General features: G+C 72.9%; 21 protein-coding genes and 1 pseudogene. 7 read left to right on the plus strand and 15 right to left on the minus strand.

All coding sequences use genetic code 11. The features are described from left to right. Nucleotides 1–34: 34 nt before the first annotated feature. Complete coding sequence (locus PSQ21_RS06665) at nucleotides 35–397, minus strand: cupin domain-containing protein (RefSeq protein WP_274029476.1); 363 nt, start codon at nucleotides 395–397, stop codon at nucleotides 35–37. Nucleotides 398–502: 105 nt separating this feature from the next. Between PSQ21_RS06665 and PSQ21_RS06670 the strand changes: the two genes are divergently transcribed. Beyond that, nucleotides 503–1,474 (plus strand): pseudouridine-5'-phosphate glycosidase, encoded by a 972-nt coding sequence (locus PSQ21_RS06670; protein WP_274029477.1) that lies wholly within the window; start codon nucleotides 503–505, stop codon nucleotides 1,472–1,474. Further along, nucleotides 1,471–2,382, plus strand: coding sequence for a carbohydrate kinase family protein (locus PSQ21_RS06675; protein ID WP_274029478.1), 912 nt, complete (start codon nucleotides 1,471–1,473; stop codon nucleotides 2,380–2,382). Before PSQ21_RS06670 ends, PSQ21_RS06675 begins: the two co-directional genes overlap by 4 nt. 25 nt (nucleotides 2,383–2,407) lie before the next feature. Here PSQ21_RS06675 and PSQ21_RS06680 read toward each other — a convergent pair whose 3' ends face one another. Then, on the minus strand, nucleotides 2,408–3,055 hold the full coding sequence (locus PSQ21_RS06680; RefSeq protein WP_274029479.1) for a uridine kinase: 648 nt from the start codon (nucleotides 3,053–3,055) through the stop codon (nucleotides 2,408–2,410). Between the two features lie 68 nt (nucleotides 3,056–3,123). Continuing rightward, nucleotides 3,124–3,816: a winged helix-turn-helix transcriptional regulator gene (locus PSQ21_RS06685; protein ID WP_274029480.1), complete on the minus strand. Its 693-nt coding sequence runs from the start codon at nucleotides 3,814–3,816 to the stop codon at nucleotides 3,124–3,126. A gap of 85 nt (nucleotides 3,817–3,901) precedes the next feature. Here PSQ21_RS06685 and PSQ21_RS06690 point away from each other — a divergent pair, with 85 nt between their 5' ends. After that, entirely contained in the window at nucleotides 3,902–5,113 is a 1,212-nt protein-coding gene (locus PSQ21_RS06690) for a pyridoxal phosphate-dependent aminotransferase (RefSeq protein ID WP_274029481.1), read from the plus strand. A gap of 76 nt (nucleotides 5,114–5,189) precedes the next feature. Here the strand turns inward: PSQ21_RS06690 and PSQ21_RS06695 are convergent, their stop codons facing one another. The 7 genes and pseudogenes from PSQ21_RS06695 to PSQ21_RS06725 form a co-directional block, all read right to left on the minus strand. Further along, nucleotides 5,190–6,587 (minus strand): VWA domain-containing protein, encoded by a 1,398-nt coding sequence (locus PSQ21_RS06695; RefSeq protein WP_274029482.1) that lies wholly within the window; start codon nucleotides 6,585–6,587, stop codon nucleotides 5,190–5,192. Between the two features lie 233 nt (nucleotides 6,588–6,820). After that, the gene (locus PSQ21_RS06700) at nucleotides 6,821–8,047 is read right to left on the minus strand and encodes an AAA family ATPase (protein WP_274029483.1); all 1,227 of its coding nucleotides are present in this window, start codon (nucleotides 8,045–8,047) and stop codon (nucleotides 6,821–6,823) included. A 333-nt stretch (nucleotides 8,048–8,380) separates the two neighbouring features. Continuing rightward, nucleotides 8,381–8,466, minus strand: a pseudogene (locus PSQ21_RS06705). A gap of 34 nt (nucleotides 8,467–8,500) precedes the next feature. Next, a complete protein-coding gene (locus PSQ21_RS06710) occupies nucleotides 8,501–9,232 on the minus strand; it encodes a DUF7873 family protein (protein ID WP_274029484.1) in 732 nt (243 codons plus the stop codon). 43 nt (nucleotides 9,233–9,275) lie between these two features. Beyond that, nucleotides 9,276–10,631, minus strand: coding sequence for an SWIM zinc finger family protein (locus PSQ21_RS06715; protein WP_274029485.1), 1,356 nt, complete (start codon nucleotides 10,629–10,631; stop codon nucleotides 9,276–9,278). Further along, nucleotides 10,628–13,648 carry a DEAD/DEAH box helicase gene (locus PSQ21_RS06720; RefSeq protein WP_274029486.1) on the minus strand — a complete coding sequence of 1,007 codons (3,021 nt, stop codon included), beginning with the start codon at nucleotides 13,646–13,648 and terminating at the stop codon, nucleotides 10,628–10,630. The genes PSQ21_RS06715 and PSQ21_RS06720 overlap by 4 nt, the downstream gene beginning before the upstream one ends. 169 nt (nucleotides 13,649–13,817) lie before the next feature. Next, nucleotides 13,818–14,720 (minus strand): slipin family protein, encoded by a 903-nt coding sequence (locus PSQ21_RS06725; RefSeq protein ID WP_274029487.1) that lies wholly within the window; start codon nucleotides 14,718–14,720, stop codon nucleotides 13,818–13,820. A gap of 250 nt (nucleotides 14,721–14,970) precedes the next feature. Here PSQ21_RS06725 and PSQ21_RS06730 point away from each other — a divergent pair, with 250 nt between their 5' ends. After that, nucleotides 14,971–15,327 carry a hypothetical protein gene (locus PSQ21_RS06730; RefSeq protein ID WP_274029488.1) on the plus strand — a complete coding sequence of 119 codons (357 nt, stop codon included), beginning with the start codon at nucleotides 14,971–14,973 and terminating at the stop codon, nucleotides 15,325–15,327. Nucleotides 15,328–15,370: 43 nt separating this feature from the next. Here PSQ21_RS06730 and PSQ21_RS06735 read toward each other — a convergent pair whose 3' ends face one another. After that, nucleotides 15,371–16,069: a class I SAM-dependent methyltransferase gene (locus PSQ21_RS06735; protein WP_274029489.1), complete on the minus strand. Its 699-nt coding sequence runs from the start codon at nucleotides 16,067–16,069 to the stop codon at nucleotides 15,371–15,373. Nucleotides 16,070–16,219: 150 nt separating this feature from the next. On the opposite strand from PSQ21_RS06735, the gene PSQ21_RS06740 reads away from it, so the two are divergent. Beyond that, a complete protein-coding gene (locus PSQ21_RS06740) occupies nucleotides 16,220–16,561 on the plus strand; it encodes a DUF6343 family protein (RefSeq protein WP_274029490.1) in 342 nt (113 codons plus the stop codon). Here PSQ21_RS06740 and PSQ21_RS06745 read toward each other — a convergent pair. The 3 genes from PSQ21_RS06745 to PSQ21_RS06755 form a co-directional block, all read right to left on the minus strand. Then, nucleotides 16,558–16,938, minus strand: a complete 381-nt coding sequence (locus PSQ21_RS06745) for a tetratricopeptide repeat protein (RefSeq protein WP_274029491.1) — start codon at nucleotides 16,936–16,938, stop codon at nucleotides 16,558–16,560. The genes PSQ21_RS06740 and PSQ21_RS06745 overlap by 4 nt on opposite strands. 119 nt (nucleotides 16,939–17,057) lie before the next feature. Beyond that, entirely contained in the window at nucleotides 17,058–17,660 is a 603-nt protein-coding gene (coaE, locus tag PSQ21_RS06750; protein WP_274029492.1) for a dephospho-CoA kinase, read from the minus strand. A 31-nt stretch (nucleotides 17,661–17,691) separates the two neighbouring features. Continuing rightward, a complete protein-coding gene (locus tag PSQ21_RS06755; protein ID WP_274029493.1) occupies nucleotides 17,692–18,630 on the minus strand; it encodes a PAC2 family protein in 939 nt (312 codons plus the stop codon). Between the two features lie 284 nt (nucleotides 18,631–18,914). Between PSQ21_RS06755 and PSQ21_RS06760 the strand changes: the two genes are divergently transcribed. Further along, nucleotides 18,915–19,874 carry a right-handed parallel beta-helix repeat-containing protein gene (locus tag PSQ21_RS06760; RefSeq protein ID WP_274029494.1) on the plus strand — a complete coding sequence of 320 codons (960 nt, stop codon included), beginning with the start codon at nucleotides 18,915–18,917 and terminating at the stop codon, nucleotides 19,872–19,874. A 111-nt stretch (nucleotides 19,875–19,985) separates the two neighbouring features. Here the strand turns inward: PSQ21_RS06760 and rpsA are convergent, their stop codons facing one another. Next, nucleotides 19,986–21,506, minus strand: coding sequence for a 30S ribosomal protein S1 (gene rpsA / locus PSQ21_RS06765; RefSeq protein ID WP_030593748.1), 1,521 nt, complete (start codon nucleotides 21,504–21,506; stop codon nucleotides 19,986–19,988). A gap of 409 nt (nucleotides 21,507–21,915) precedes the next feature. On the opposite strand from rpsA, the gene PSQ21_RS06770 reads away from it, so the two are divergent. Next, nucleotides 21,916–22,755, plus strand: coding sequence for a class I SAM-dependent methyltransferase (locus tag PSQ21_RS06770; RefSeq protein WP_274029495.1), 840 nt, complete (start codon nucleotides 21,916–21,918; stop codon nucleotides 22,753–22,755). The last annotated feature ends 35 nt before the right edge of the window (nucleotides 22,756–22,790 follow it).

Below are 22,790 nucleotides of genomic sequence, written 5' to 3' on the forward strand. Positions count from 1 at the left end.
CCGTAGAGGCGGCCACAGCTACGAGCAACGGCCGTCAGAGGCTGATGTGGTACGCCTTGCGGAGCGTCTCATGAACCGTCCAGGTCGTCCGGTCGCCCTCGCGCAGGACGCAGGCGTCCCCCGGACCGATCTCCAGCGTCGCCCCGCCCTCCACCTCGACCGTCGCCCGTCCGCCGACGACCACGAACAGCTCGTTCGCCTCGGTGTCGGTGACCACGCCGGGGGTGATCTGCCAGATCCCCCGGAGCTGCTTGCCGTCGGCGGATTCCCACAGCACCTTGCCCGTCACCACGGGTTCGCCCGAGACGATCTGCGCCGGATCGAGAGGTTCCGGTACGAGTTCGGCGTCCGGGATGTGCACGGCGAAGGAGGCGGGGAGCTGGTCATGTGTCGTCATGGCCGGTCACCTTAGCGACCGCTTCCGGCCACCCCGCGGCCAGGACCCGCCACCGGTCCACCGTCCGTGGTTTGCGCCCCTCCCGGCCGCGACAGGGATGGGGGCATGCCTCAGAACCCACCGGACCGACGTCCCGCGGATACGAAGAACCCTGAGCCGGACGCCTACGAACCCGCGCTCTCGGCAGAGGTGCGCGCCGCGCTGGAGGCGGGTCTGCCCGTGGTGGCGCTGGAGTCGACGATCATCGCGCACGGTCTGCCGCGCCCCCGCAACCTGTCCGTGGCCCGGGAGCTGGAGGGGCTCGTCCGGTCCGCCGGCGCCGTCCCGGCCACCATCGCCGTCCTGGACGGGCGGGCCCTGATCGGCCTGAGCGAGGGCCAGTTGGGGCGGATCGCCGGGGACCCGGCGGTACGCAAGCTGGGGCACCGCGATCTCGCCCCGGCGCTCGCCGCCGGGGCGAGCGGGGCGACGACGGTGTCCGCGACGGCGTTCCTGGCGGCGCGGGCGGGGATCGGCGTCTTCGCGACGGGCGGGCTCGGCGGCGTACACCGGGAGTGGGCCGAGAGCCAGGACGAGTCGGCCGATCTGCGGCTGCTCGCCCGCACCGGGATCACCGTGGTCTGCGCGGGGGTCAAGTCGATCCTCGACATCCCGGCGACCCTCCAGCGGCTGGAGACCCTCGGCGTCTCCGTCGTCGGCCACGGCACCGGACACTTCCCCGGCTTCTACCTGAGCAGCTCCGGCGAACCCGTCGACTGGACGGTGCACAGCCCCGAGGAGGTGGTGGAGGTCATCCGGGCGAAGGAGGCGCTGGGCGGCCCGCCGGCCGCGCTGGTCGTCGCCAACCCCGTGGCGGAACGGGATCAGTTGGATCCCGTACTGCACGACCGGGTGCTGGCGGAGGCGCTGGAGGCGTGCCGGGAGCGGGGCGTCTCGGGGCAGGGCGTCACTCCCTTCCTGCTGGACCAGCTGACGCGGCGGACCGGGGGCGCGTCGCTGGAGGCGAACCTGGCGGCCGTCCGCGGGAACGTGGCTCTCGCGGCGCGGATCGCCGTCGCGGCGGCGGACGCCCGGTGAACCGTCCGGCGGCGGGCGATGGGCTGTTGGTGGTGGGGGACGTGGTGACGGATGTGGTGGCGCGGTACGGATCGGCGCTCGCCCACGGTACGGACACGGCAGCCCGGATCCGTACGCTGGCGGGCGGCGCCGGGGCCAACGTCGCCTGCTGGGCCGTGCGTTCGGGCTGCCCGGAGGTGCGGCTGCTGGCCAGGGCGGGGGCGGAGTCGGCCGACTGGCACCGGGAGGAGCTGGAGCGGGCGGGGGTACGGGCGTTCCTGGCGGTGGACGACGCGTTCCCGACGGCGACCGTCATCGCCCTGGTCGACGCGGCGGCCGAGCGCACGTTCCTGACCGACGGCGGGGCGGTACTGCGGCTCGCCGTCGAGGACTTCGCGCCCTCGATGCTCGACGGCGTCGGGAGGCTGCATCTGTCCGGCTATCTCCTGTTCGCCGCGGTGAGCCGGGCCGCCGCCCTCCTCGCGCTGCGCACCGCCTTGGAGCGGGGCGTTCCGGTGAGCGTGGACCCGGCGTCGGCCGGGTTCCTCGGCGAGCTGGGGCCCCGGCGTTTCCTGGAGTTCGCGGAGGGCGCGGAGCTGCTGCTGCCGAACGCGGACGAGGCCCGGCTGCTCACCGGGCTGCCCGGACCGGAGGCCGCGGCGGCCGAGTTGAGCCGGCACTTCCCGCGCGTCGTCGTCACCCTGGGGGCGCGCGGAGCCGTGGTGGCCGCCGGGGGCGAGGTCGTCGGCCGCGTCCCCGCCCCGCCGGTGCCCGAGCCGGTCGACTCGACGGGGGCGGGCGACGCGTTCACCGGCGGGTTCCTCGCGGCGCTGCTGGCCGGGGCGGACGACCTGGCCGCGGCGGCCGAGGGCTGCCGGGCGGGGGCGGTGGCCGTGGCCACGGTGGGCGGCCGGCCGCCGGTCCGGTGACGGGCGGCGCCGGGGCGGGCGCCGTTCACCCGCCCCCGGGCAGCCCCGACCAGGCGGGGCGCGCCGGGTCGTCGGCGCGGACCACCACGTCCGCGCGGTCCGTGGGCGCCACCTCGTCCTCGTACCGGGCGAAGGCGGGCAGGGTCCAGCGCTCCGGCTCCGCCGTGCGTCGCCGCAGCGCCCCCGGGGACAGTCGCAGATGGACGCTGAGCGCGAACGGGAACCAGTGCCCCAGCAGGAACGGGCCGTGCACGAGGACCACCCCTCCCTCGGGAAGGGCGTGGTACGGGGTGCGGGTGGCCCGGTCGGTCACGGGGTCCCACAGATCGGGCAGCACGCGGCCGGAGCCGCCGGCCTCCAGCGGCCCGAACACCTCGCGCCACAGCGCCCCGGTGTCGTACCAGCTGTGGGCGTACGCGTCCGGGTCCCGCTTCCCGTACTCGAAGCGCAGGCTCGCCGGGCGCAGGAAGCCCTCGGTGGAGATGACGAGCACCGCGCGGCCGAGCAGCCGCAGTTCCCGCGCGAGGCTCTCGGCGGCCTCGCCGGGGCGGGCGGCCGGCGCGCCGTCGATGCCGAGTGCGAGCCAGGGCCCGCCGTCGGCGGCGGACAGCCCGTCGCCGTACCGTGCCAGTTCGCCGGCCAGCCGTTCCCAGGTGATCGCTTCGAGTCGCACGGCTCCATCATCGCCGGACCGGCGAAGGGACGCTCGGGCGAGGGAGTCCGGGCGCCCGTGGGCGAGGTTCAGGCGCCCCGCAGTTCGGCGGCGAGCGGGCCTTCGCCGAACACCTCGACGCGGCCGTCCTTCACCGCCTCCGCGAGTGCCGCCCCACCGCGCGCGAGCTCCAGGCACACCTCGGCGTCGAGGACGATCCGGGCGTCGGGGCGGTCGGCGGGACCGTATCCGTACACCGCGGCGACCGCTTCGGCGTCCGGGAGCACGGCTCCCGCTCCCCCACCGACGTGGAGGTGGAACTCGCCCTCCTCCAGCCGGACTTCGAGGACGCCCTCCTGGGTGAGCCCGGCGAGGGCGCCGAGCAGGGGCAGGGCGAACCAGTGGGCGCGCACCGCGTCCGTGGGGCGGCGCTCGGCGAGGGCGGGCGCTCCCCAGTCGGCGAGGGCGGCGAGGACGGGCCGCAGGGCGCGTCCGCGCGCGGTCAGCTCGTAGACCGACGCCGCCGACGGGGGCGGCAGCTTGCGGCGCAGGGCCAGCCCGGACTGCTCCATGTCCTTCAGACGGGAGGCCAGCACGTCCGTGCTGACGCCGGGCAGGTCGGCGTGCAGGTCCGTGTACCGGCGCGGCCCGCCCAGCAGTTCACGGACGATCAGCAGGGTCCACCGGTCGCCGACGGAGTCGAGGGCGCGGGCGGTGGCGTCGAACTGGTCGTAGCTCCGGCGGCGGACGGGACGTGCTGCTGGCTGCTGCTGACGTGGCATGCGACGCAGTCTAGACATGTTGTTGGACTTTCCAAGCTCAAGCTTGGTAAAACCAAGTATCGCAATTCGGCTCGGGAGGCAGCGCATGGAGTTCCGGCAGTCCAGCAAGCTCAACGAGGTCTGCTACGAGATCCGGGGCCCGGTCATCGAGCACGCCAACGCCCTGGAGGAGGCGGGCCACAGCGTGCTCCGGCTCAACACGGGCAACCCCGCGCTCTTCGGCTTCGAGGCCCCCGAGGAGATCGTCCAGGACATGATCCGGATGCTGCCGCGGGCCCATGGCTACACCGATTCGCGCGGCATCCTCTCGGCCCGGCGGGCGGTGGTCCAGCGCTACCAGGCCATGGGCCTGACCGAGATCGGCGTGGACGACGTGTTCCTCGGCAACGGGGTCTCCGAGCTGATCTCCATGGCCGTGCAGGCCCTGCTGGAGGACGGCGACGAGGTGCTGATCCCGGCCCCGGACTTCCCGCTGTGGACGGCGGTGACCACACTCGCGGGCGGCAAGGCGGTGCACTACGTCTGCGACGAGGAGTCCGACTGGAATCCGGACCTCGCCGACATGGCCGCGAAGATCACCGACCGGACCAGGGCCGTCGTGATCATCAACCCGAACAACCCCACCGGCGCGGTCTATCCGCGCGAGATCCTCGAAGGCATCCTCGATCTGGCCAGGCGGCACGGGCTGATGGTGTTCGCCGACGAGATCTACGACCAGATCCTGTACGACGGGGCCGAGCACCACAGCGCGGCGGTCCTCGCCCCCGACCTCGTCTGCCTGACCTTCAGCGGGCTGTCGAAGACGTACCGGGTGGCCGGCTTCCGTTCCGGCTGGATGGTGGTGTCCGGCCCCCGGCAGCACGCCCGCAACTATCTGGAGGGCCTCACCATGCTGGCCTCCATGCGGCTGTGCCCCAACGCCCCGGCCCAGTACGCCATTCAGGCCGCGCTCGGCGGGCGGCAGTCCATCCGGGAGCTGGTCGCGCCGGGCGGGAGGCTGCACGAACAGCGCGACCGGGCCTGGGAGCGGCTGAACGAGATCCCCGGCGTCTCGTGCGTGAAGCCGAAGGGCGCGCTGTACGCCTTCCCCCGCATCGACCCCGAGGTGCACCCCATCGTCGACGACGAGAAGTTCGTGCTGGACCTGCTGCTGCGGGAGAAGATCCAGGTGGTGCAGGGCACCGGCTTCAGCTGGCCGCGCCCGGACCACTTCCGCATCCTCACCCTCCCGTACGCCGACGACCTCGACGCGGCGATCAGCCGCATCGGCCGCTTCCTGAACGGGTACCGGCAGTGATCCGCGCGCACCGTCCGGCCGGGGCCGGCTGAGGCGGATACGGTCGGGCCTCGGACGAGGCGGATCCGGTCGGGCGTCAGATGAGGCGGAAGAGATCCGCGGCGGCGTGGACGTCGGTGAGGTCCTCGATGGAGCGGAGGTTGTCGCACAGCGCGTCCAGGACCGAGCCGGCCTCGGCGGCCCCCGGGGCGCCGACGGCGAGGCCGAAGACGCGGAAGCCCAGCGCCCGCTTGGCGTCGTTCCAGCCACGCATCCATGCCTCGGTGACACCGCATTCGTCGTCGGTGATCATCACGATGTCGCCGCGCGGGGTGGCGGCGTCGTCGAACTCCTCCTCCAGCAGTTCGCGGGCCGCTGTCAGGGGCGTCTGGTAGCTGGTGCCGCCGCCGAGGAAGGTTTCCGCGAAGTCGAGCACCTGCTCGACGCCTGCGGGCGGGCCGGCCGGGAAGCGGTGGACCTGGATCCTGTCCTCGGCGGAGAACAGGATGCCGACGAAGTCGCGCCCGGCATGGCGGGCCTGGTCCAGCAGCGCCAGGGCGCACGCCTTGGACCACGCCTCCCGCGTGACCCCGCCGGGCCCTGCCGCGTACATCGAGTGCGAGGTGTCCACGCACGCGATGACCGCGCCCCGCCCTGTCGGCTGCTCTCCCTGGCTGTCGTAGAGCATCAGCTCCCCGGCGGCGTACCGCGCGGCGAAGACGGCCCGCAGTTCGGGCAGGCCGAGGTTGGCCAGCTCGGAGGGGATCAGGCGGGAGAGGTCGTCGCCGAGCGTGACGCCGACCAGCTCCCCGGCGGTGCTCTCCACCTTGCGGGCGCGCTCCCCGTCGGCCATCTGCCGGAAGCGGCCGATCAGTTCGGCCCACCGGGCGAGGCGGCCGGCGCGCAGCCGCTCGGCGAGCCGGGCGCGCCGTGCGTACGGCATCCGTTCCAGCTCGCCGGAGCCCATGCCCCAGGCCCGCATCAGTACGGCCTCCTCCCGCACGGCCTCGGCGGCCTCCGCCGCGGCGTGGTGCGCGTCGGTGCGGAGGCCGGGAACAGTGGCGGCGCCCTGTGCGGCGCCCTGCGCGGCCTGCCGAGCCGTGCGCCCGGCCGCCTCGGCGGCCTCGATCGCCCGGTGCACGGCGTCGGCGGCCGAGGCCGGTACGTCGCCGTCCGCATCGGTCTCCTCGGCGGCCCGCTGGAGCGCGTCGGCCACGGCGGTCGCCGCGTTCTCGGCGTCCTGGCGGGCGTTCGCCGCCTGTTCGGCCTGCCGCTGGGCGTCCTCGGAGCGCTCCAGCATCCTGCGCAGGGCGCCGGACTGGGCGAGGACGGCCATGGCGGCGGCGTACGGGTCCCCGACGGTTTCCCTGCGCAGTGCGGCGAAGTCGGGAGACTCCACCAAGGCGGTGACGATCACGTGGTTGACCAGCCGCGAGGGGTCCATCTCCGCACGCTCGCGCAGTCGGAGGCCGGCCTTGTAGGCGGCCAGGAACACATCGGCCAGGAGGTCGGCGGCGTGGTCGTGACGCGCGCCCAGTACCTCGGCCAGCTCGCGCAGTCCTTCGGACTGTTCGCAGGTGTCGCGCCAGGTGAGCCGTTCGAACCGGTCCGCGACGACGGCCCCGGCGCACCGCTCGGCGCTGGAGTGTCCGAGCCAGGTCCGGGCCCGGCCCGCCAGTGCGTCGAGCCCGGCCGGCGGTGTGCCCGTGCCGGTGTTCCCCCGGGCGTTCAGAGCTGGGCCCTGACCATGCTCGCGTCCATGCCGAGTGCCTCGGTGAGGACGCGGGCGCGGACGGCGCGCTGACGGCCGGCGACCCGGTCGATGGCGGCGGTGGAGCGGCCGGCGCCCGCCGCCTCGGCGCGCAGTCTCTCCAGCCGCTTGCCCGCCGTGGCGAGCCTGTTGTGGGCCTTCTTGATGACCCAGTCGCTCAGCGCCTCGCGGGACTGCCCCGCCATGGCGTCGAGCTGTGCCTCCAGCTCGTCGAGGGCGTCGGCCAGGTCGAGCGCCTCCTTGGCGTCGGGGTTGACCAGGTGCAGTACCTCGCGCTCGACGGTGGGGCGCTGGGCCGGGGAGTCCCACAGGACGTGGGTGAGCACGGACAGGTCGGTCTCGGCGACCGCCGGGCGTCCGTCGAGGTACGCGGAGGCCTGGAGCAGTCCCACCGCCTGCCGCCAGCGGCGGTCGGAGGCGACGAGTTCCTTGCGGCGCAGGGCCGCCCGCAGCGCGCACACGGCGTCCACGATGGCGTCGGGGACGTCCACGGCCGGAACGGACACGGTCACGGCGTACTGCAGCGCGGCCAGCTCGACGGTGGTACGGACCGGTGCCGCCGGCCGGCTGACGGCGGATCGGACCAGCGCGGCGAAGTTCGACGGGTCCGCCAGGTACCCGACCTCGATCCGCACCAGCAGCCGGTCGTAGATCGCGGCCGTGTCCTGTCCGGTGGGCAGTTCGTTGCTCGCCGTGATGGCGCCGATCAGGGGGCAGCGGATCGGTTCCCCGCCGCTCTCCGGGTGGTAGATCCGCTCGTTGAGATAGCCCAGGGTCTCGTTCAGCGCCGCCGTGGAGCACTTGAAGATCTCGTCGATGAACGCGACGTGCGCGGTCGTGGCGCGGCCCTCGTACACCTGGCGGTACTCCCCGCGGGCCAGCGCGGCGACGTCGACGGGACCGAACATCCTCGTCGGCGCGGTGAACTTCGACAGGAGGATCTCCCAGTAGGCCGCCCCCTCGACCCTGCCGGTGAGCTCCCGGGCGATCTCGGACTTCGCCGTCCCGGGCGGGCCGAGCACCAGCGAGTGCTGCCCGGCGAGCAGCGCCACCACGAGCGTGCGCACCACGTCGGCCCGCTCGTAGAAGCGGTCCGACACCTCTTCGCAGATCGCCCGCAGCCCGGCGGCGGTGCCCTGCGCGTCCCCTGCGTCTCGCACGTCTGTACCTCGCACGTCCCGCATTGTGCCCTGTCGGTCCCGCGCCCCGGTGGCCCGGGGGCTCCGCCGCCCCCGGGAACGGGAGCGGGCCCGGAGGCGTAGCCGGCCTCCGGGCCCTGAGTGTGCCGCCCATCGGGCACGCCGGCACGTTTAAGGATCCGGGTCAGTCTGATGTCGTCGCGTCCTGCCTTTGGACCACCGCAGATCGAAGCTCTGCGGGCCGGACTTGAACCGGCATTTCGACGCGCGCGGGCCCGGGCCCGTTCGATCCGGCGATCGGCGGCGAATGCTGAGTCTGGAGCAAGAGTCTGAGATTGACGGCGGTCTGCCTCTGCCTGCTTGGGCTACTCCGGCCCGTGCCGGAGGGAGGAGTCGAACCTCCGCTGGGACCGCGCCTTCACGACAAGCTTCAGTTTCAGCTTGCGCTCCTCGCGCACCCCGGCCGCCTTGAGCGGCGCCCGGGGAATCCATGGTCGGTCACCCGAAGAGGTAACCGAATACCGCATCACCCACCCGCTGGTCGGTGACCTCCGCGCCGTTGGCCTCCTCGCGGGCGAACTTCACGGCCTGCTGGAGCTTCTCGATCCGGTCCAGCAGTTCGTTGACGCGTCGCGCCGGCAGCGCCCCGGAGAACTTGACCGTCGTCCAGTACCCGATCGGGATGTCCTCGTAGTACACCTCGACCTGCGCCGGGTGCTTCTCGGTGGCCTCCGCCTTCACGTGGTTGCGGGGCACCTTCTTCGTGCGGACCGTGCGGACCGGCTCGGTCTTCCAGGAGTCGGTCGACGGGTCCTGGACCCAGGCCTCGGCCGCGTCCAGCACGGGCAGCTTGCGGACGAAGGTGTTGAGGTCGGTCAGCTGCTTCTCCAGGAAGAGCAGATACGACACCGGCACCTCGCTCACCAGCACCCGGCCGTCGACCGACACATCGGCCCTGGCCGAGCAGTTCGCCCAGTCCTTCGTGGCGGTCACATCGAAGAGCCGGGTCAGGGTGACCGCGGTCTCCCGCAGCACGTCCTCGGCCTTGACCTGGACGAGCGTCGACTCGGGCGGAAGCTGTTCGCCCTCCTCGTCCTTGGGCTGGTAGGTACGGGAGATCCCGGCCAGCAGTCCGGTCTTCTGGAGGCCGTGATGAGCCGCCGTCAGGTCCTGGTGTGCCTTGGACTTGACGCCCTTCTCCACTGCGATGATCTGATTGAGTTTCGCCACGTCGAGGACGCTAACAGGGGCAACACCCCTGCGGCCAAGGCTTTTACCGTACGTAGTGGGGGTCGTCGTCCCCGGTGGTGTCCGGTACGGAGTCACCGGCCAGCATCGCTTCGAGGACGGAGACCGGGTCGGGGCCCGGAGCGGCTCGCGGCCACCAGTCGTCGGCGCCGGGGTCGGATTCGTAGCCGTACCACCGGTGGTCGTGGCCGAAGCGGAGCTGGAGCGAACCGTCCGGGTGGGTGAGGTGGTTGCGCCGGGGCGTGAAGCGCGGGAAGCCGGCGGCGGCGAGGGCGGGCCTGGCCCGGTCGAAGGGGCCGGCCGGCGGGTCCCAGGGCGTCTCCAGGACCGCGAGGCCCTCGGCGTCGCCCTGTCGCCAGGCGGCGACGGCGCGGGCGAGGTCGGTGGTGGTGCGGCCGGTGGCGTAGGCCAGCTCCCGGTAGAGCGCGCGGGTGGTGGCGGTGAGCCCGGCGGTCCGCCGTGCGGCGGCGAGGCGGACCGCGTCCTGCCACGGGGTGAGCCCGGCCAGCGGATCACGGCCCGTGGTCAGCAGGGCGTGGGCGCGGGCGGCGGCGTCGGTGGCGAGGTGGTCCAGGGCCAGCGGGTCGCGGGCGCCGGGCAGATCGGGATACGACGGTGGCTGGCCGGGGTGCGGCGGTACGGGCAGGGGCGCCGGGAGCGGCGGCAGGAAGCGGGCGGCGAAGGCCTCCCGGGCCCCGACCGACGGAACGTCGGGGGCGGCGGGGCGCTCGCGGGCGGAGTGCTCGGCGTTGCGCCGGCCCAGCTCGTCCAGCAGCTCGCGCTCGCCCCGGCCCCGCATCAGCAGGAGGACGAACGGGTCACTGTCGAGCAGCAGGGCCGTCTGGAAGCAGAGGGCGGCGACGTGTTTGCAGGGCCGCCCGTGGTCGGGGCAGGTGCAGCTCGGGTCGAGGTCGTCGGCGGCGGGCAGCAGCCGGACACCGGCCTCCTCGGCGGTGTGGGCCAGGGAGTGCGGCATCTCCTTGGCCAGCAGCGCGGACAGGTGGCCGGGGTGGGCGGCGACCGCGTCGAGCAGGGTCTCCCAGCCGGGGTCGGTGAAGGTGCGCAGCCGCAGTTCGGCGCGGTAGGGGCGGGCCCGGCTGCCGTGCACATAGGCGACGACGCGTCCGGGGGTGACGGTGATCGCGGCGACCTGCCCGTCGTCGGCGTACGCGCGGCCGCGGGCGAGGCGGGCCTCGTCCATCGACAGCGACTCCAGCGCGTCCACCCAGGCCCGGCCCCACCAGCTGCCCGCGAACGGCTCGCCCTCGGCGGATGTGCGGGCGGGCACCGCCTCGAAGGTGCGCCGCAGATCGTCCGGGCCGGGCCGGGCGCGGGGGGCCGATCGCCGGGCGGCGGGGCCGGTGGCCGGGCGGGGGCTCATGCGGGCCTCCGCAGCGATACGAGGTCGGCGAGGTCACGGTCGCTGAGCTCGGTCAGGGCGCTCTCGCCGCTGCCGAGCACCGCGTCGGCGAGGACCCGCTTGGACTCCAGCAGCTCGGCGATCCGGTCCTCCACCGTGCCCTCCGCGATGATCCGGTGGACCTGCACGGGCTGGGTCTGGCCGATCCGGTACGCCCGGTCGGTGGCCTGCTCCTCCACGGCGGGGTTCCACCAGCGGTCGAAGTGGACGACATGGGCGGCGCGGGTCAGATTCAGCCCGGTGCCGGCCGCCTTGAGGGAGAGCAGGAAGACGGGGACCTCGGCGGACTGGAAGCGGTCCACCATCCGCTCCCGCTCGGCCACCGGCGTACCGCCGTGGAGGAGCTGGGAGGGAATCGCGCGGGAGGCGAGGTGTGCGGAGAGGAGCTTCGCCATCGCCACGTACTGCGTGAAGATCAGGACCGAGCCCTCCTCGGACAGGATCGTGTCGAGCAGTTCGTCGAGGAGGGCGAGCTTGCCGGAGCGGCCCGTGAGCCGGGTCGGCTCCTCCTTCAGATACTGGGCGGGGTGGTTGCAGATCTGCTTGAGCGAGGTCAGCAGCTTCATGACGAGACCCCGGCGGGCGATGCCCTCCGCCGCCTCGATCTGCGCCATCGTCTCGCGGACGGCAGCCTCGTAGAGCGTGGCCTGCTCACGGGTGAGGGAGACGGGGTGGTCGGTCTCCGTCTTGGGCGGCAGCTCGGGGGCGATGCCGGGATCGGACTTCTTGCGCCGCAGGAGGAAGGGCCGCACCAGCCGGGACAGCCGCTCCACCGCCTCCTCGTTGCCCAGGCCCGCGGCGGTGCCGGTGTTCTCCACGATCCGGGCGTGCCGGGCCCGGAACGCCTTGAGCGGGCCGAGCAGTCCGGGTGTGGTCCAGTCGAGGAGGGCCCAGAGCTCGGAGAGGTTGTTCTCGACGGGGGTGCCGGTGAGGGCGACCCGGGCCGGGGCAGGGATGGTGCGCAGCGCCTTGGCCGTGGAGGAGTGCGGATTCTTGACGTGCTGCGCCTCGTCGGCGACGACCAGGCCCCAGCTCTGCTCGGCGAGCTGGGGAGCGCTGGAGCGCATCGTGCCGTAGGTGGTGAGGACGAAGCCGCCGTCCGGGTCGCTCAGGGTGCGGTCCGTGCCGTGGAAGCGGCGCACGGGGACGCCGGGGGCGAAGCGGTTGATCTCTCGGTGCCAGTTGCCGAGGAGGGAGGCGGGGCAGACCACCAGGGTGGGCGAGGGGTGCGCCCGGTGCAGATGGAGGGCGATGAGGGTGATCGTCTTGCCGAGGCCCATGTCGTCGGCGAGGCAGCCGCCGAGCCCGAGCGAGGTCATCCGGTCCAGCCAGGCCAGACCGCGCAGTTGGTAGTCGCGCAGGGTCGCGTCGAGGCCGGGCGGGGGCGCGATCGTGGTGTCCTGGGCGAGGATCCGCGTACGGAGGGCGGCCAGCGCCCCGGCGGGCACGGCGTCCACCCGCTCGCCGTCCACCTCCGCGCTGCCGGTGAGGGCGACGGCGAGCGCGTCCACCGGGTCCAGGAGCCCCAGCTCCCGCTTGCGCGCCTTGCGTACGAGGGCGGGGTCGACGACCACCCACTGGTCGCGCAGCCGTACCACCGGGCGGTGGGCCTCGGCCAGGGCGTCCATCTCGGCCTCGGTCAGCCGCTCCTCCCCCAGGGACAGCTGCCAGTCGAAGGCGAAGAGGTGCTCGGCGTCGAAGAAGGACGTGCCGTCGGTGGCCGATCCGGGCGCGGGCCGCACGACGGCGGTCGCGGTGAGGGAACGGGCCAGCTCGCGCGGCCAGTGCACCTCGACCCCGGCGGCGGCCAGCCGGGATCCCGCGTCGCTCAGCAGCTCGTACAGCTCGTCCTCGGTGATCGCGAGCACATCGGGGACGGGCTGCCCCAGCAGCCGTTCCAGCGGGGCCCAGACGCGGGCGGCGCGGCGCAGCGCCAGCACCGCGTCGACCCGGGCGCGCGGCCCGAACGGCTCGCCCGCCCCGCCGTTCCACAGGGCGGCCGCGTCCACCACGTAGGTCGGGTCGGCGAGGCTGTGCACCTGGACGACGGCAGCGGCGGCGTGCCGGACCGCCGGGTCGTCCGGATGTTCCGGCGCAGATCCGTCGGCGGTCTCCGCCGCCTCCCCGGCGGCCGTGACCGCGTAGGTGTCGGCGGTGTCGAACAGTTCGTACGCGGAGAGGTCCAGCCGCAGCGAGACCCGCACGCCCGCGTCCAGGCCCGAGGCGACCTCCACGGCCCAGGCCGCGGCATGGGGCAGATGCTGGGGCTCGTGCGCGGCGAACGGCGCCCCCATCGCGAACGCGGCGGCGGGCGTGCGTGGCAGGGTGTCGGCGACGGCGTCCAGGAACGCCCCGATCAGGGTTTCGGGGTCGGGGAGCCGGGGCGCCCCGGAACCGGGGACCGGTGCCGCGTGCCCCTCGGGCGGCAGGGCGGCGGCGACCGCCCGCAGATGCGCGACGTCCTCGGCGCCCCTCGGGCCCGCCCGCCAGGCGTCGTGACCGTCCGCCGTGAGTCCGGGGAGGAGCCGGCCGCGGGCGACGAGCTGAAGTGCGTGCAGAGCGGCCGCGCCCCAGCAGCGCGTGGCGGGGTGGGCGGAGCTCTGGTGACGTGCCCGGAGGAGCAGGGGCAGCGCGTCGGCCACGGACAGCAACGCCACGGGCGTCACCACGGCGCGGACGCTCCCGGGGCCCGCCGCCGGGTCCGGCCGGACCATCGTGAGCCGGGCGTCGGTGTACGGGACGGAGTCGGGGTGATCGGGGGTCTCCACGTACGTGAAGGGCGTCCCGCTCCCTCCCCGCGCGTCGTCGTGCCACGGACCGGCGTCCGCGAGCGGGTCCCAGAAGGCGACGCGACCGTCCCGGGGCACCGGGCCGGGCAGGAAGACCGCCGCGCGGCGCAGCAGCCGTGCGGCGTCCGCGGTCCGGGGCGTGGCCCCGGTGTTGTCCCGCCGCTCGCTTTCTCGGGCCCCTGCTGTCATGTCCCCCACCCCCTCCCACCTGGTCCACCGTCTCCGTCGGCACGGAATGTGCTGACTCCGCGAGTCTAGGCGGGCGGTCTGACACCGCTGACGCCCGCCGCGTCACTCCAGGTCAGCGGCGGTGGAACCGGGCGGGCGGGCGTCCTGCTCCGCGCGCGGGCCGCCACGCTCAGTGATGGGCGAGGGGCTGTTCCGGTGAGGACGGTGCGGTCGGGGCGGGGGCGGTGGGAGGCGCGGCGGGGGCGAGGAGGTCGGCAGGTACGGCCGGGGCACGGGGTACGGCGGGTTCGTCGTGCCCCGTCTCCGCCGCCGACTGCTGCGCGCGCTCCAGGAACCGGAGCAGCTCCACCGGGAAGGGCAGCACCAGCGTGGAGTTCTTCTCCGCCGCGACGGCGACCACGGTCTGCAGCAGCCTCAGCTGGAGCGCCGCGGGCTGGGCGGACATCTCGCCCGCCGCCTGGGCCAGCTTCTTCGAGGCCTGGAGCTCCGCGTCGGCGTTGATCACCCTGGCGCGCCGCTCCCGGTCGGCCTCGGCCTGGCGGGCCATGGACCGCTTCATGGTCTCCGGCAGGGAGACGTCCTTGATCTCGACCCGGTCGATCTGCACGCCCCAGCTGACCGCCGGGCTGTCGATCATGACCTCCAGCCCCTGGTTGAGCTTCTCGCGGTTGGACAGCAGATCGTCCAGGTCGCTCTTGCCGATAATCGACCTGAGCGAGGTCTGGGCCATCTGCGAGACGGCGAACCGGTAGTCCTCCACCGCGATGACGGCGTTCGTCGGGTCGACCACCTTGAAGTAGATGACCGCGTCCACGCGGACGGTGACGTTGTCCCGGGTGATGCCGTCCTGGGCGGGCACCGGCATGGTGACGATCTGCATGTTGACCTTGTGCAGCCGGTCGACCACCGGCACGACCATCGTGAAGCCCGGCAGCCGCACGTCCTTCCGCAGTCTGCCGAGCCGCAGCACGACACCGCGCTCGTACTGCCGGATCACCCGCGCCGCCGAGGCCACGTACAGCGCCCCGGCGCAGACCACCGCCACCAGGGCGATCACTAGTTCCTCAACCATGACGGCCCCCCGGAAGGAAGGGGTGCGGACACCTGCGTGACCGCGGAACACTCTTTACGGCATAGCACCTTTTATTCGCTTATGCACCTTTTAGGGGTAGCGCGAATCTCGGTCGCTCCGCGGCTCGCCCGGTCAGCCGCGCATCGGGTGCGGGACCGCCCCCGGGCGGGCAGGGTGGCCAGCGCCAGCACGTCGTTCCGACGTACCCGATCGCCGGACGAGCACCGGACGAGCAGACGAGGACCCGCCCATGTCCGTGACCGCCACCGTTGCCCGCCGCCGACGCCGCCTCGGGGTCGCCGCCGGGGCCTCGCTCCTCACCCTCGCCGTCTCGGGCTGCTCCGGACTCGGCCGCACCGCGGTGGGCCCGGTGACGTACACGACGGAGCGCGAAGCGGTGCTGCAGGTGAACAGCCCGACCGTACGCGGCTGCCACCGGATCGCCCCGGCGGGAGCCCACGAGGTGGAGAACGGGACGCTGGTCGACGTCATCCTGTACCGCACACGTGACTGCACGGGCGGCAGGACGACGTACGTGCCGACCAGGTTCAGCGATGTGACGGCGCCGGGCAGCGGGCCGTGGCGCAGTTACCGCTTCGTGCACTGAGCGGCTGGGCCGGGCGGGACGGGATTCGGCCGACCGCGGCCCCTCAGAGCACGGGCCGGGCCAGCAGCCAGGTCCCGTCGTCGGTGAGGGTGCGGTCCAGCGTGAGTCCGGCCGTCGCCAGATGCCGGGCGATGTCCTCGTCGGACAGCTCCCGCGACAGGAAGGTCTGCGTCCACCGCGCGTCGTCGAAGTGATACTCCGCGCGCACCGAGCGCACTCCGTCGCCCACCGGATCCGCGGAGACGATCCGGATCAGACCGCCGGACGGGTCGGTCCGCTCCCACGGCAGCTCCGAGCGGTGCGCCGCCCCTTCGCGCTGGACGAGGACGATCCCGTCGTCCCGCACATGGTCACGGCAGACGCGCAGCATCCCGTCGCGCACCCGGTGCTCGCCCGCGTGGACCAGGAAGGAACCGAGCAGCACCACGTCGAACCGCTCGCCGCCCAGGTCCAGCGTTTCGATGGGGCTCCGCACCCTGCGTGCCCCGACGATCTGCTCCAGCATCTCCGGCGACTCGTCCACCGCCGTCATCCTGAACCCGCGCCGCACCAGCGGATGGGTCACCCGGCCCGCCCCGCAGCCCAGTTCGAGGATGCTCGCCCCGGCGGGGGCCGCGCCCGCGATCACGTCCGGCTCCTCGCCGACGGACAGCCTGCGATACAGCTCGACCGCGCACCCGTCCGGCGTGATGGCTCCGGGCCCGGTCCCCTCGTACCCTTCGCGTACCAGTGATTCGCTCATGAAGGACGAACGAGCCGTCGCCGGGCACGGTTCCCCGGCCGTGACGGCGGGTCAGCGCCGGACCCCGCGGCGTAGCCGCCCTCCCCGTGCGCCGCGTCCGGTTCCGCTCACCGCCGGACGGGGTCATGCTGGTGGAGTGAGGTGATCACCATGCGTACCGGCAGTGAACCCGCGACCGCCCGCAGTCCGCTGCGGATGCGGCTCTGGCTGAGCCTGTGGGGCATGCTCTGGGCCCTCTTCGGCCTGGTGGCGTTCTCCCTTGCCGGACGGCCGGGCTGGGCCGCGGCCTGCGGGGTGGTACTGCTGCTCGCGACCCTGGACCTCTGCGTGATCCGATACCGCATGCGCCAGGGCCCGCACTACCAGCCGGGCCGGGACATCCCACCGTACGAGCCGGACCGCGGCGACGGCCGTCCACGCCGGGCGGGGCCCGGCCCGGACAGCGGCTGGAAGAACGGGGGGCGGGCGGGCCCTTCCTCCGGGCGCCCCTAGGGCGTGCCGTCAGGACCGCCGTCGAACTTCGCGGCCCGGAGGTACTCCGGCTTCGGGTCGAGCGCCGCCGCCAGGCGGAAGTGCCGGGTCGCCTGCTCGGGACGCCCCGCCCGCTCGAAGGTGCGGGCCAGGGCGAAGTGGGCGAACGCGTTGTCCGGCTCGCGCTCCAGCACCAGCTCGAACTCCAGCTCGGCGGGGCGCAGCTGGGCGGCGGCGAAGAAGGCGCGGGCCCGGAGCAGCCGGGCGGCGGTGTTCTCGGGATGCGCGGCGATCACCGAGTCGAGGAGCTTGACGGCGCCTCGGGGGTCCCGGGCGTCGAGCAGTTGCTCGGCCGCGCGGAAGTCGATGACATGGGTCTCCGGATTCCTTTCGGGCACGGTCGCGTCCTTCCCTTCCCTCGCCGGTTTCCAACGTCCGCCCGGGAGCCGGTATTCCGGCACGTCCGGCCCGGAGCCGGCGTTCCCGCACGCCCGCGGGGGCGTCCCCGTACGCGGACTCAGCGGGCGGCGGCCCTGCGGACCAACTCCTCCCAGACCGCGCGGACCTGGGGTTCCAGCGCCTCCAACGGCCCGTCGTTGTCCACGATCAGGTCGGCGACGGCCCGGCGCTGGTCGCGGGTGGCCTGTGCGGCCATCCTGGCACGGGCGTCGGCCTCCGTCATCCCGCGCAGCGTGACGAGCCGTTCGAGCTGGGTCCCGGCGGTGGCGTCGACGACCACGACCAGGTCGTAGAGGGGCGCGAGCCCGTTCTCCGTGAGGAGGGGGACGTCGTGGACGACGACGGCGTCCTCGGGGGCCGCCCGTTCCAGTTCGGCCGCCCGGGCGCCGACCAGCGGGTGGACGATCGCGTTGAGCGCGGCCAGACGCCCGGCGTCGGCGAAGACGAGCGCGCCGAGCGCCGGGCGGTCCAGAGCGCCTTTGGCGGTCAGGACGCCCGGCCCGAACTCCTCGACGACGGCCGCGAGTCCGGGAGTCCCGGGCTCGACGACCTCACGGGCGATCCGGTCGGAGTCGATCAGGACGGCGCCGTACTTCACGAGCAGCCGCGACACTTCGCTCTTGCCGGCGCCGATGCCGCCGGTCAGGCCCACTTTCAGCATGGGCCGCAGCCTACGGGCCGGGCGGAGGCGTTCAGCCCTCGCCCTCCCGCTCGGCGAGGAAGCGCTCGAACTCGCGGCCGATCTCGTCGGCCGACGGCAGATCGACCGGCTCGGCGACGAGGTTGCCGCGCGTCTCGGAGCCGGCGACGGCGTCGTACTGGTGCTCCAGGCCCTCGACGAGGGAGACCAGCTCCTCGTCGCCCTGGCCGATCTGCCGGGCGATCTCGGTCTGGGTGCGGTGGGCCTCGGTGCGCAGGGAGTGCGCGAGCGCGGGCAGCACGAGACCGGTCGCGGCGGTGATCGCCTCCAGCGCGGTCAGCGCCGCGTCCGGGTAGGAGGACCGGGCGACGTAGTGCGGGACGTGGGTGGCGACGCCGAGGACGTCATGGCCGGATTCCATCAGCCGGTACTCGACGAGGGCCTCGGCCGAACCCGGCACCTGGGCCTCGTCGAAGGGGCTGCGGTGGCCGGGCATCAGGTCGGTGCGGTTGCCGTGCGGGGTGAGGCCGACGGGACGGGTGTGCGGGACGCCCATCGGGATGCCGTGGAAGTTGACCGCGAGCCGGACGCCGAGGCGCTCGACGATCTGCTCGACGGCGGCGGCGAACCGCTCCCACTCCACGTCCGGCTCCGGTCCCGACAGCAGCAGGAAGGGCGCTCCGGTGGCGTCCTGGACCACCCGCACCTCCAGGGTGGGGGCCTCGAAGGACGTCCAGCGGTCACGCCGGAAGGTGAGCAGGGGGCGCCGTGCGCGGTAGTCGACGAGCCGGTCGTGGTCGAAGCGCGCGACGACCTGGTGCGGCAGCGTTTCGAGCAGGCCGTCGACGATCTGCTCGCCGGTCTCGCCCGCGTCGATGTAGCCGTCGAAGTGGTAGAGCATGACCAGGCCGGCCGACTCCTGCGCCAGCGCCATGTCGACGACGGCCAGGCCCTTCGGCTCCCATTCATACAAACTCTGCGGATCAGGCACGGTTACCGCTCCTCCTCGTGTTCCTAGGGAAGAACGCGAACGGCGGCAGGCACATTCCCCACGCCCGGGTCTTTCCCGGCGGGGACGGGTCACGGCGCGTCAGCCGCCCGTGCCGCACAAGCGGTTCGGCCCGGCCGGCGTCGCCCGCCGATATTGGTCCAGACCTTGACGCGCCCCACCACCGTCCCTACCGTCACTGGGCAACACGTTCAGACACGCGCCTCATATTCATGTACGAGAACCGCGTGAGACGTCCGGACTCCTCCGACGGGAAGGCACCCCCCATGCGCACCCGCTCCCCCCTCACCGTCCTGCTCGCCGCCGCTCTGGCCGCCGGCGGTCTCACCCTCGCCGGCGCCGGGACCGCGAACGCCGCGGTCATCGACGTCAGCACCGCGACCCAGCTCAAGGCGGCGCTCACCACCGTCTCCCCCGGTGACACGATCCGGCTCGCCGACGGCACGTACACCGGGAACTTCAAGGCCACCCGGCCCGGCACGTCCGGGGCGCGGATCACTCTCACCGGCTCCAGCCGGGCGGTCCTGACCGCGGGCGGCGGCTACGGGCTGCACCTGAACGGCGCCTCGTACTGGACGGTCCGGGGCGTCACGGTCAAGGGCGGCCAGAAGGGCATCATGACCGACGCGGCCAACGGTGTCGTGATCGACTCGGTGACCGTGCACGACCTCGACATGGAAGGCGTCCACTTCCGTAACTCCAGCAAGAACGGCGTTCTGAAGAACTCCCGGATCTACGACACCGGGCAGAACGGACGCGGCATGGGCGAGGGCGTGTACGTCGGTTCGGCCGGCGGCCTCTCCGACCGCAGCGACAACGCGCAGATCCTGAACAACACCATCGGCCCCGGCGTCGGCGGCGAGAGCATCGACATCAAGGAGGGGACGACCGGCGCACGGATCATCGGCAACACCTTCGACGGCGACGGGCTGACCGGCGCCAACTACGACGATTCCTGGGTCGACGTGAAGGGCAACAACGTCCTGGTCGAGGGCAACAGAGGGTCGCGCACCACCAACAACGGCTACGAGACCCACACCCAGCAGAGCGGCTGGGGCTGCGGCACCGTCTTCCGCGACAACGCCTCGAACCTCTCCGGGGCCACCGGCGACAAGCAACTCGCCATCAACGTCACCAACCACAGCTCCGGTTGCCGCACCACCGTCTACGCGAGCAACACCGTCACCGGCGGCAAGGGGCTGACCAACATCGCCGTCACCCCGTAACCGCCCGGCACCCGGTCCCGTGAACGCGAGTGAGGCCCGCCCCCCGAAGGGGACGGGCCTCACTTACCGCTTTTCAGCTACCGCGGCCGATGGGCCGCCGGGGTCAGAGCGTCAGCTCTGGCCGCCCGCGAGCTTCTCGCGCAGCGCGGCAAGCGCCTCGTCCGACGCCAGGGCGCCGGAGTTGTCCGCCGACTCCGAGGAGTAGGAGCCGCCGCCACCGCCACCGCTGCCACCGGAGGCGGCCGGAGCAGCGCCGGCCGGGGCAGCAGCGCCCTCGGCCGCAGCAGCCTCGTCGGCCTCGCGGGACTTGATGACCTGGGCCTGGTGCTGCTCGAAGCGCTGCTGCGCCTCGGCGTACTGGGTCTCCCAGACCTCGCGCTGCGCCTCGAAGCCCTCGAGCCAGTCGTTGGTCTCGGGGTCGAAGCCCTCGGGGTAGATGTAGTTGCCCTGGTCGTCGTACGACGCGGCCATGCCGTACAGCGTCGGGTCGAACTCGACCGAGGCCGGGTCGCCACCGAAGGACTCGTTGGCCTGCTTCAGCGAGAGGCTGATGCGACGACGCTCGAGGTCGATGTCGATGACCTTGACGAAGATCTCGTCGTTGACCTGGACGACCTGCTCCGGGATCTCCACGTGGCGCTCGGCCAGCTCGGAGATGTGGACCAGACCCTCGATGCCCTCGTCGACGCGGACGAACGCACCGAAGGGAACGAGCTTGGTGACCTTACCCGGGACGACCTGACCGATCTGGTGCGTCCGGGCGAACTGCTGCCACGGGTCTTCCTGCGTCGCCTTGAGCGACAGGGAGACGCGCTCGCGGTCCATGTCGACGTCGAGGACCTCGACGGTGACTTCCTGGCCGACCTCGACAACCTCGGAGGGGTGGTCGATGTGCTTCCAGGACAGCTCGGAGACGTGCACGAGACCGTCGACGCCACCCAGGTCCACGAAGGCACCGAAGTTGACGATCGACGAGACGACGCCGGAGCGGACCTGACCCTTCTGCAGGGTGGTAAGGAACGTCTGGCGAACCTCGGACTGGGTCTGCTCGAGCCAGGCACGGCGGGACAGGACCACGTTGTTGCGGTTCTTGTCCAGCTCGATGATCTTGGCCTCGAGCTCCTTGCCCACGTAGGGCTGGAGGTCGCGGACGCGACGCATCTCGACGAGCGACGCCGGCAGGAAGCCACGGAGGCCGATGTCGAGGATGAGACCACCCTTGACGACCTCGATGACGGTACCGGTGACGATGCCGTCCTCTTCCTTGATCTTCTCGATGGTGCCCCAAGCACGCTCGTACTGAGCACGCTTCTTCGAGAGAATCAGGCGGCCTTCCTTGTCCTCCTTCTGGAGAACCAGGGCCTCGATCTCGTCGCCGACCTTGACGACCTCGTTCGGGTCGACGTCGTGCTTGATCGAGAGCTCGCGGCTCGGGATGACACCTTCGGTCTTGTAACCGATGTCGAGGAGAACTTCGTCCCGGTCAACCTTGACGATGACGCCGTCGACGATGTCGCCGTCGTTGAAGTACTTGATCGTCTCGTCGATCGCCGCGAGGAACGCGTCCGCGTCGCCGATGTCGTTGACCGCAACCTGCGGAGTGGTGGCGGTGGTCTCGGTGCTGCTCGTCATGTGGGAAAGGGCTCCGGTACGGACAGAGAGTCGTAGGTACTGCTACGCCGAAAGCCCGTATCGCCTCTGCAGAAGCCGGACAGCCGGGAAAGCGCGCAATCCGTTTCCGGAGAGACGCCTCGACAACCGAGGGGACATGCAACAGACGCGAGCGCGGCCTGCTAGGTCTGAGGCGCGCAGGCTCGCAGCGCAACTTGTAGCATACGGGGGCAGCCGGACAGGGTCAATGCGCGAAGGCGCACACCCGGGGCACATCGCCCCAATTCCGGCACAACTCGTGTTCGCCGAGGCCACATCGGCCTGAGAACACTACGGCACCACGCCGCGGACGCGCGTCCGTACCCCCGGGGTGCGCCCCCTGGTACGTACCGCGCGCGGCGGGTGAAGGCAAACTACAGCGACGGGCACGATGAGCCAAGACATCCACGGGGCCTCCTCCGCAGAACCCGCGGGACCCCCCGAGCCGGAGGCCACGCGCCGCGCGGCGGACGAGGCGGAGAGCAGCCGGGCCAGCCGCGGCTGGTGGGACCGGAACGCCGATGAGTACCAGAGCGACCACGGCGGCTTCCTGGGGGACGACCGCTTCGTCTGGGGCCCGGAAGGGCTGGACGAGGCGGACGCCGCCCTGCTGGGGCCCGCCGACTCCCTCAAGGGCCTCGATGTCCTGGAGATCGGCGCCGGGGCCGCCCAGTGCTCACGCTGGCTGGCCGGCCGGGGCGCCCGCCCGGTCGCGCTCGACCTCTCCCACCGCCAGCTCCAGCACGCCCTGCGGATCGGCGCGGACGTACCCCTGGTCGAGGCGGACGCGGGCCGGCTCCCGTTCCGGGACGGGTCCTTCGACCTGGCCTGCTCCGCGTACGGGGCGGTGCCGTTCGTCGCCGACCCCGTGCGGGTCTTCCGCGAGGTCCACCGGGTGCTGCGGCCCGGCGGACGCTGGGTGTTCTCCGTGACGCACCCGATCCGCTGGGCGTTCCCGGACGAGCCCGGGCCCGAGGGGCTGTCCGTCGCCGCCTCCTACTTCGACCGCGTCCCCTACGTGGAGCAGGACGAGGACGGCGAGGCCGTCTATGTGGAACACCACCGCACGCTGGGTGACCGGGTCCGGGACGTGGTGGCGGGCGGTTTCCGACTGGTCGACCTGGTCGAACCGGAATGGCCCGCGTGGAACGACCAGGAGTGGGGCGGCTGGTCCCCGCTGCGCGGCAACCTGATCCCGGGCACGGCGATCTTCGTCTGCGAGCGCGGCTGAGCCACGGCTGACGGGCCGGGGCGCGCGGAACTCCC

Origin of the sequence: Streptomyces sp. MMBL 11-1 (assembly GCF_028622875.1) — a bacterium.
Classification (GTDB): domain Bacteria; phylum Actinomycetota; class Actinomycetes; order Streptomycetales; family Streptomycetaceae; genus Streptomyces.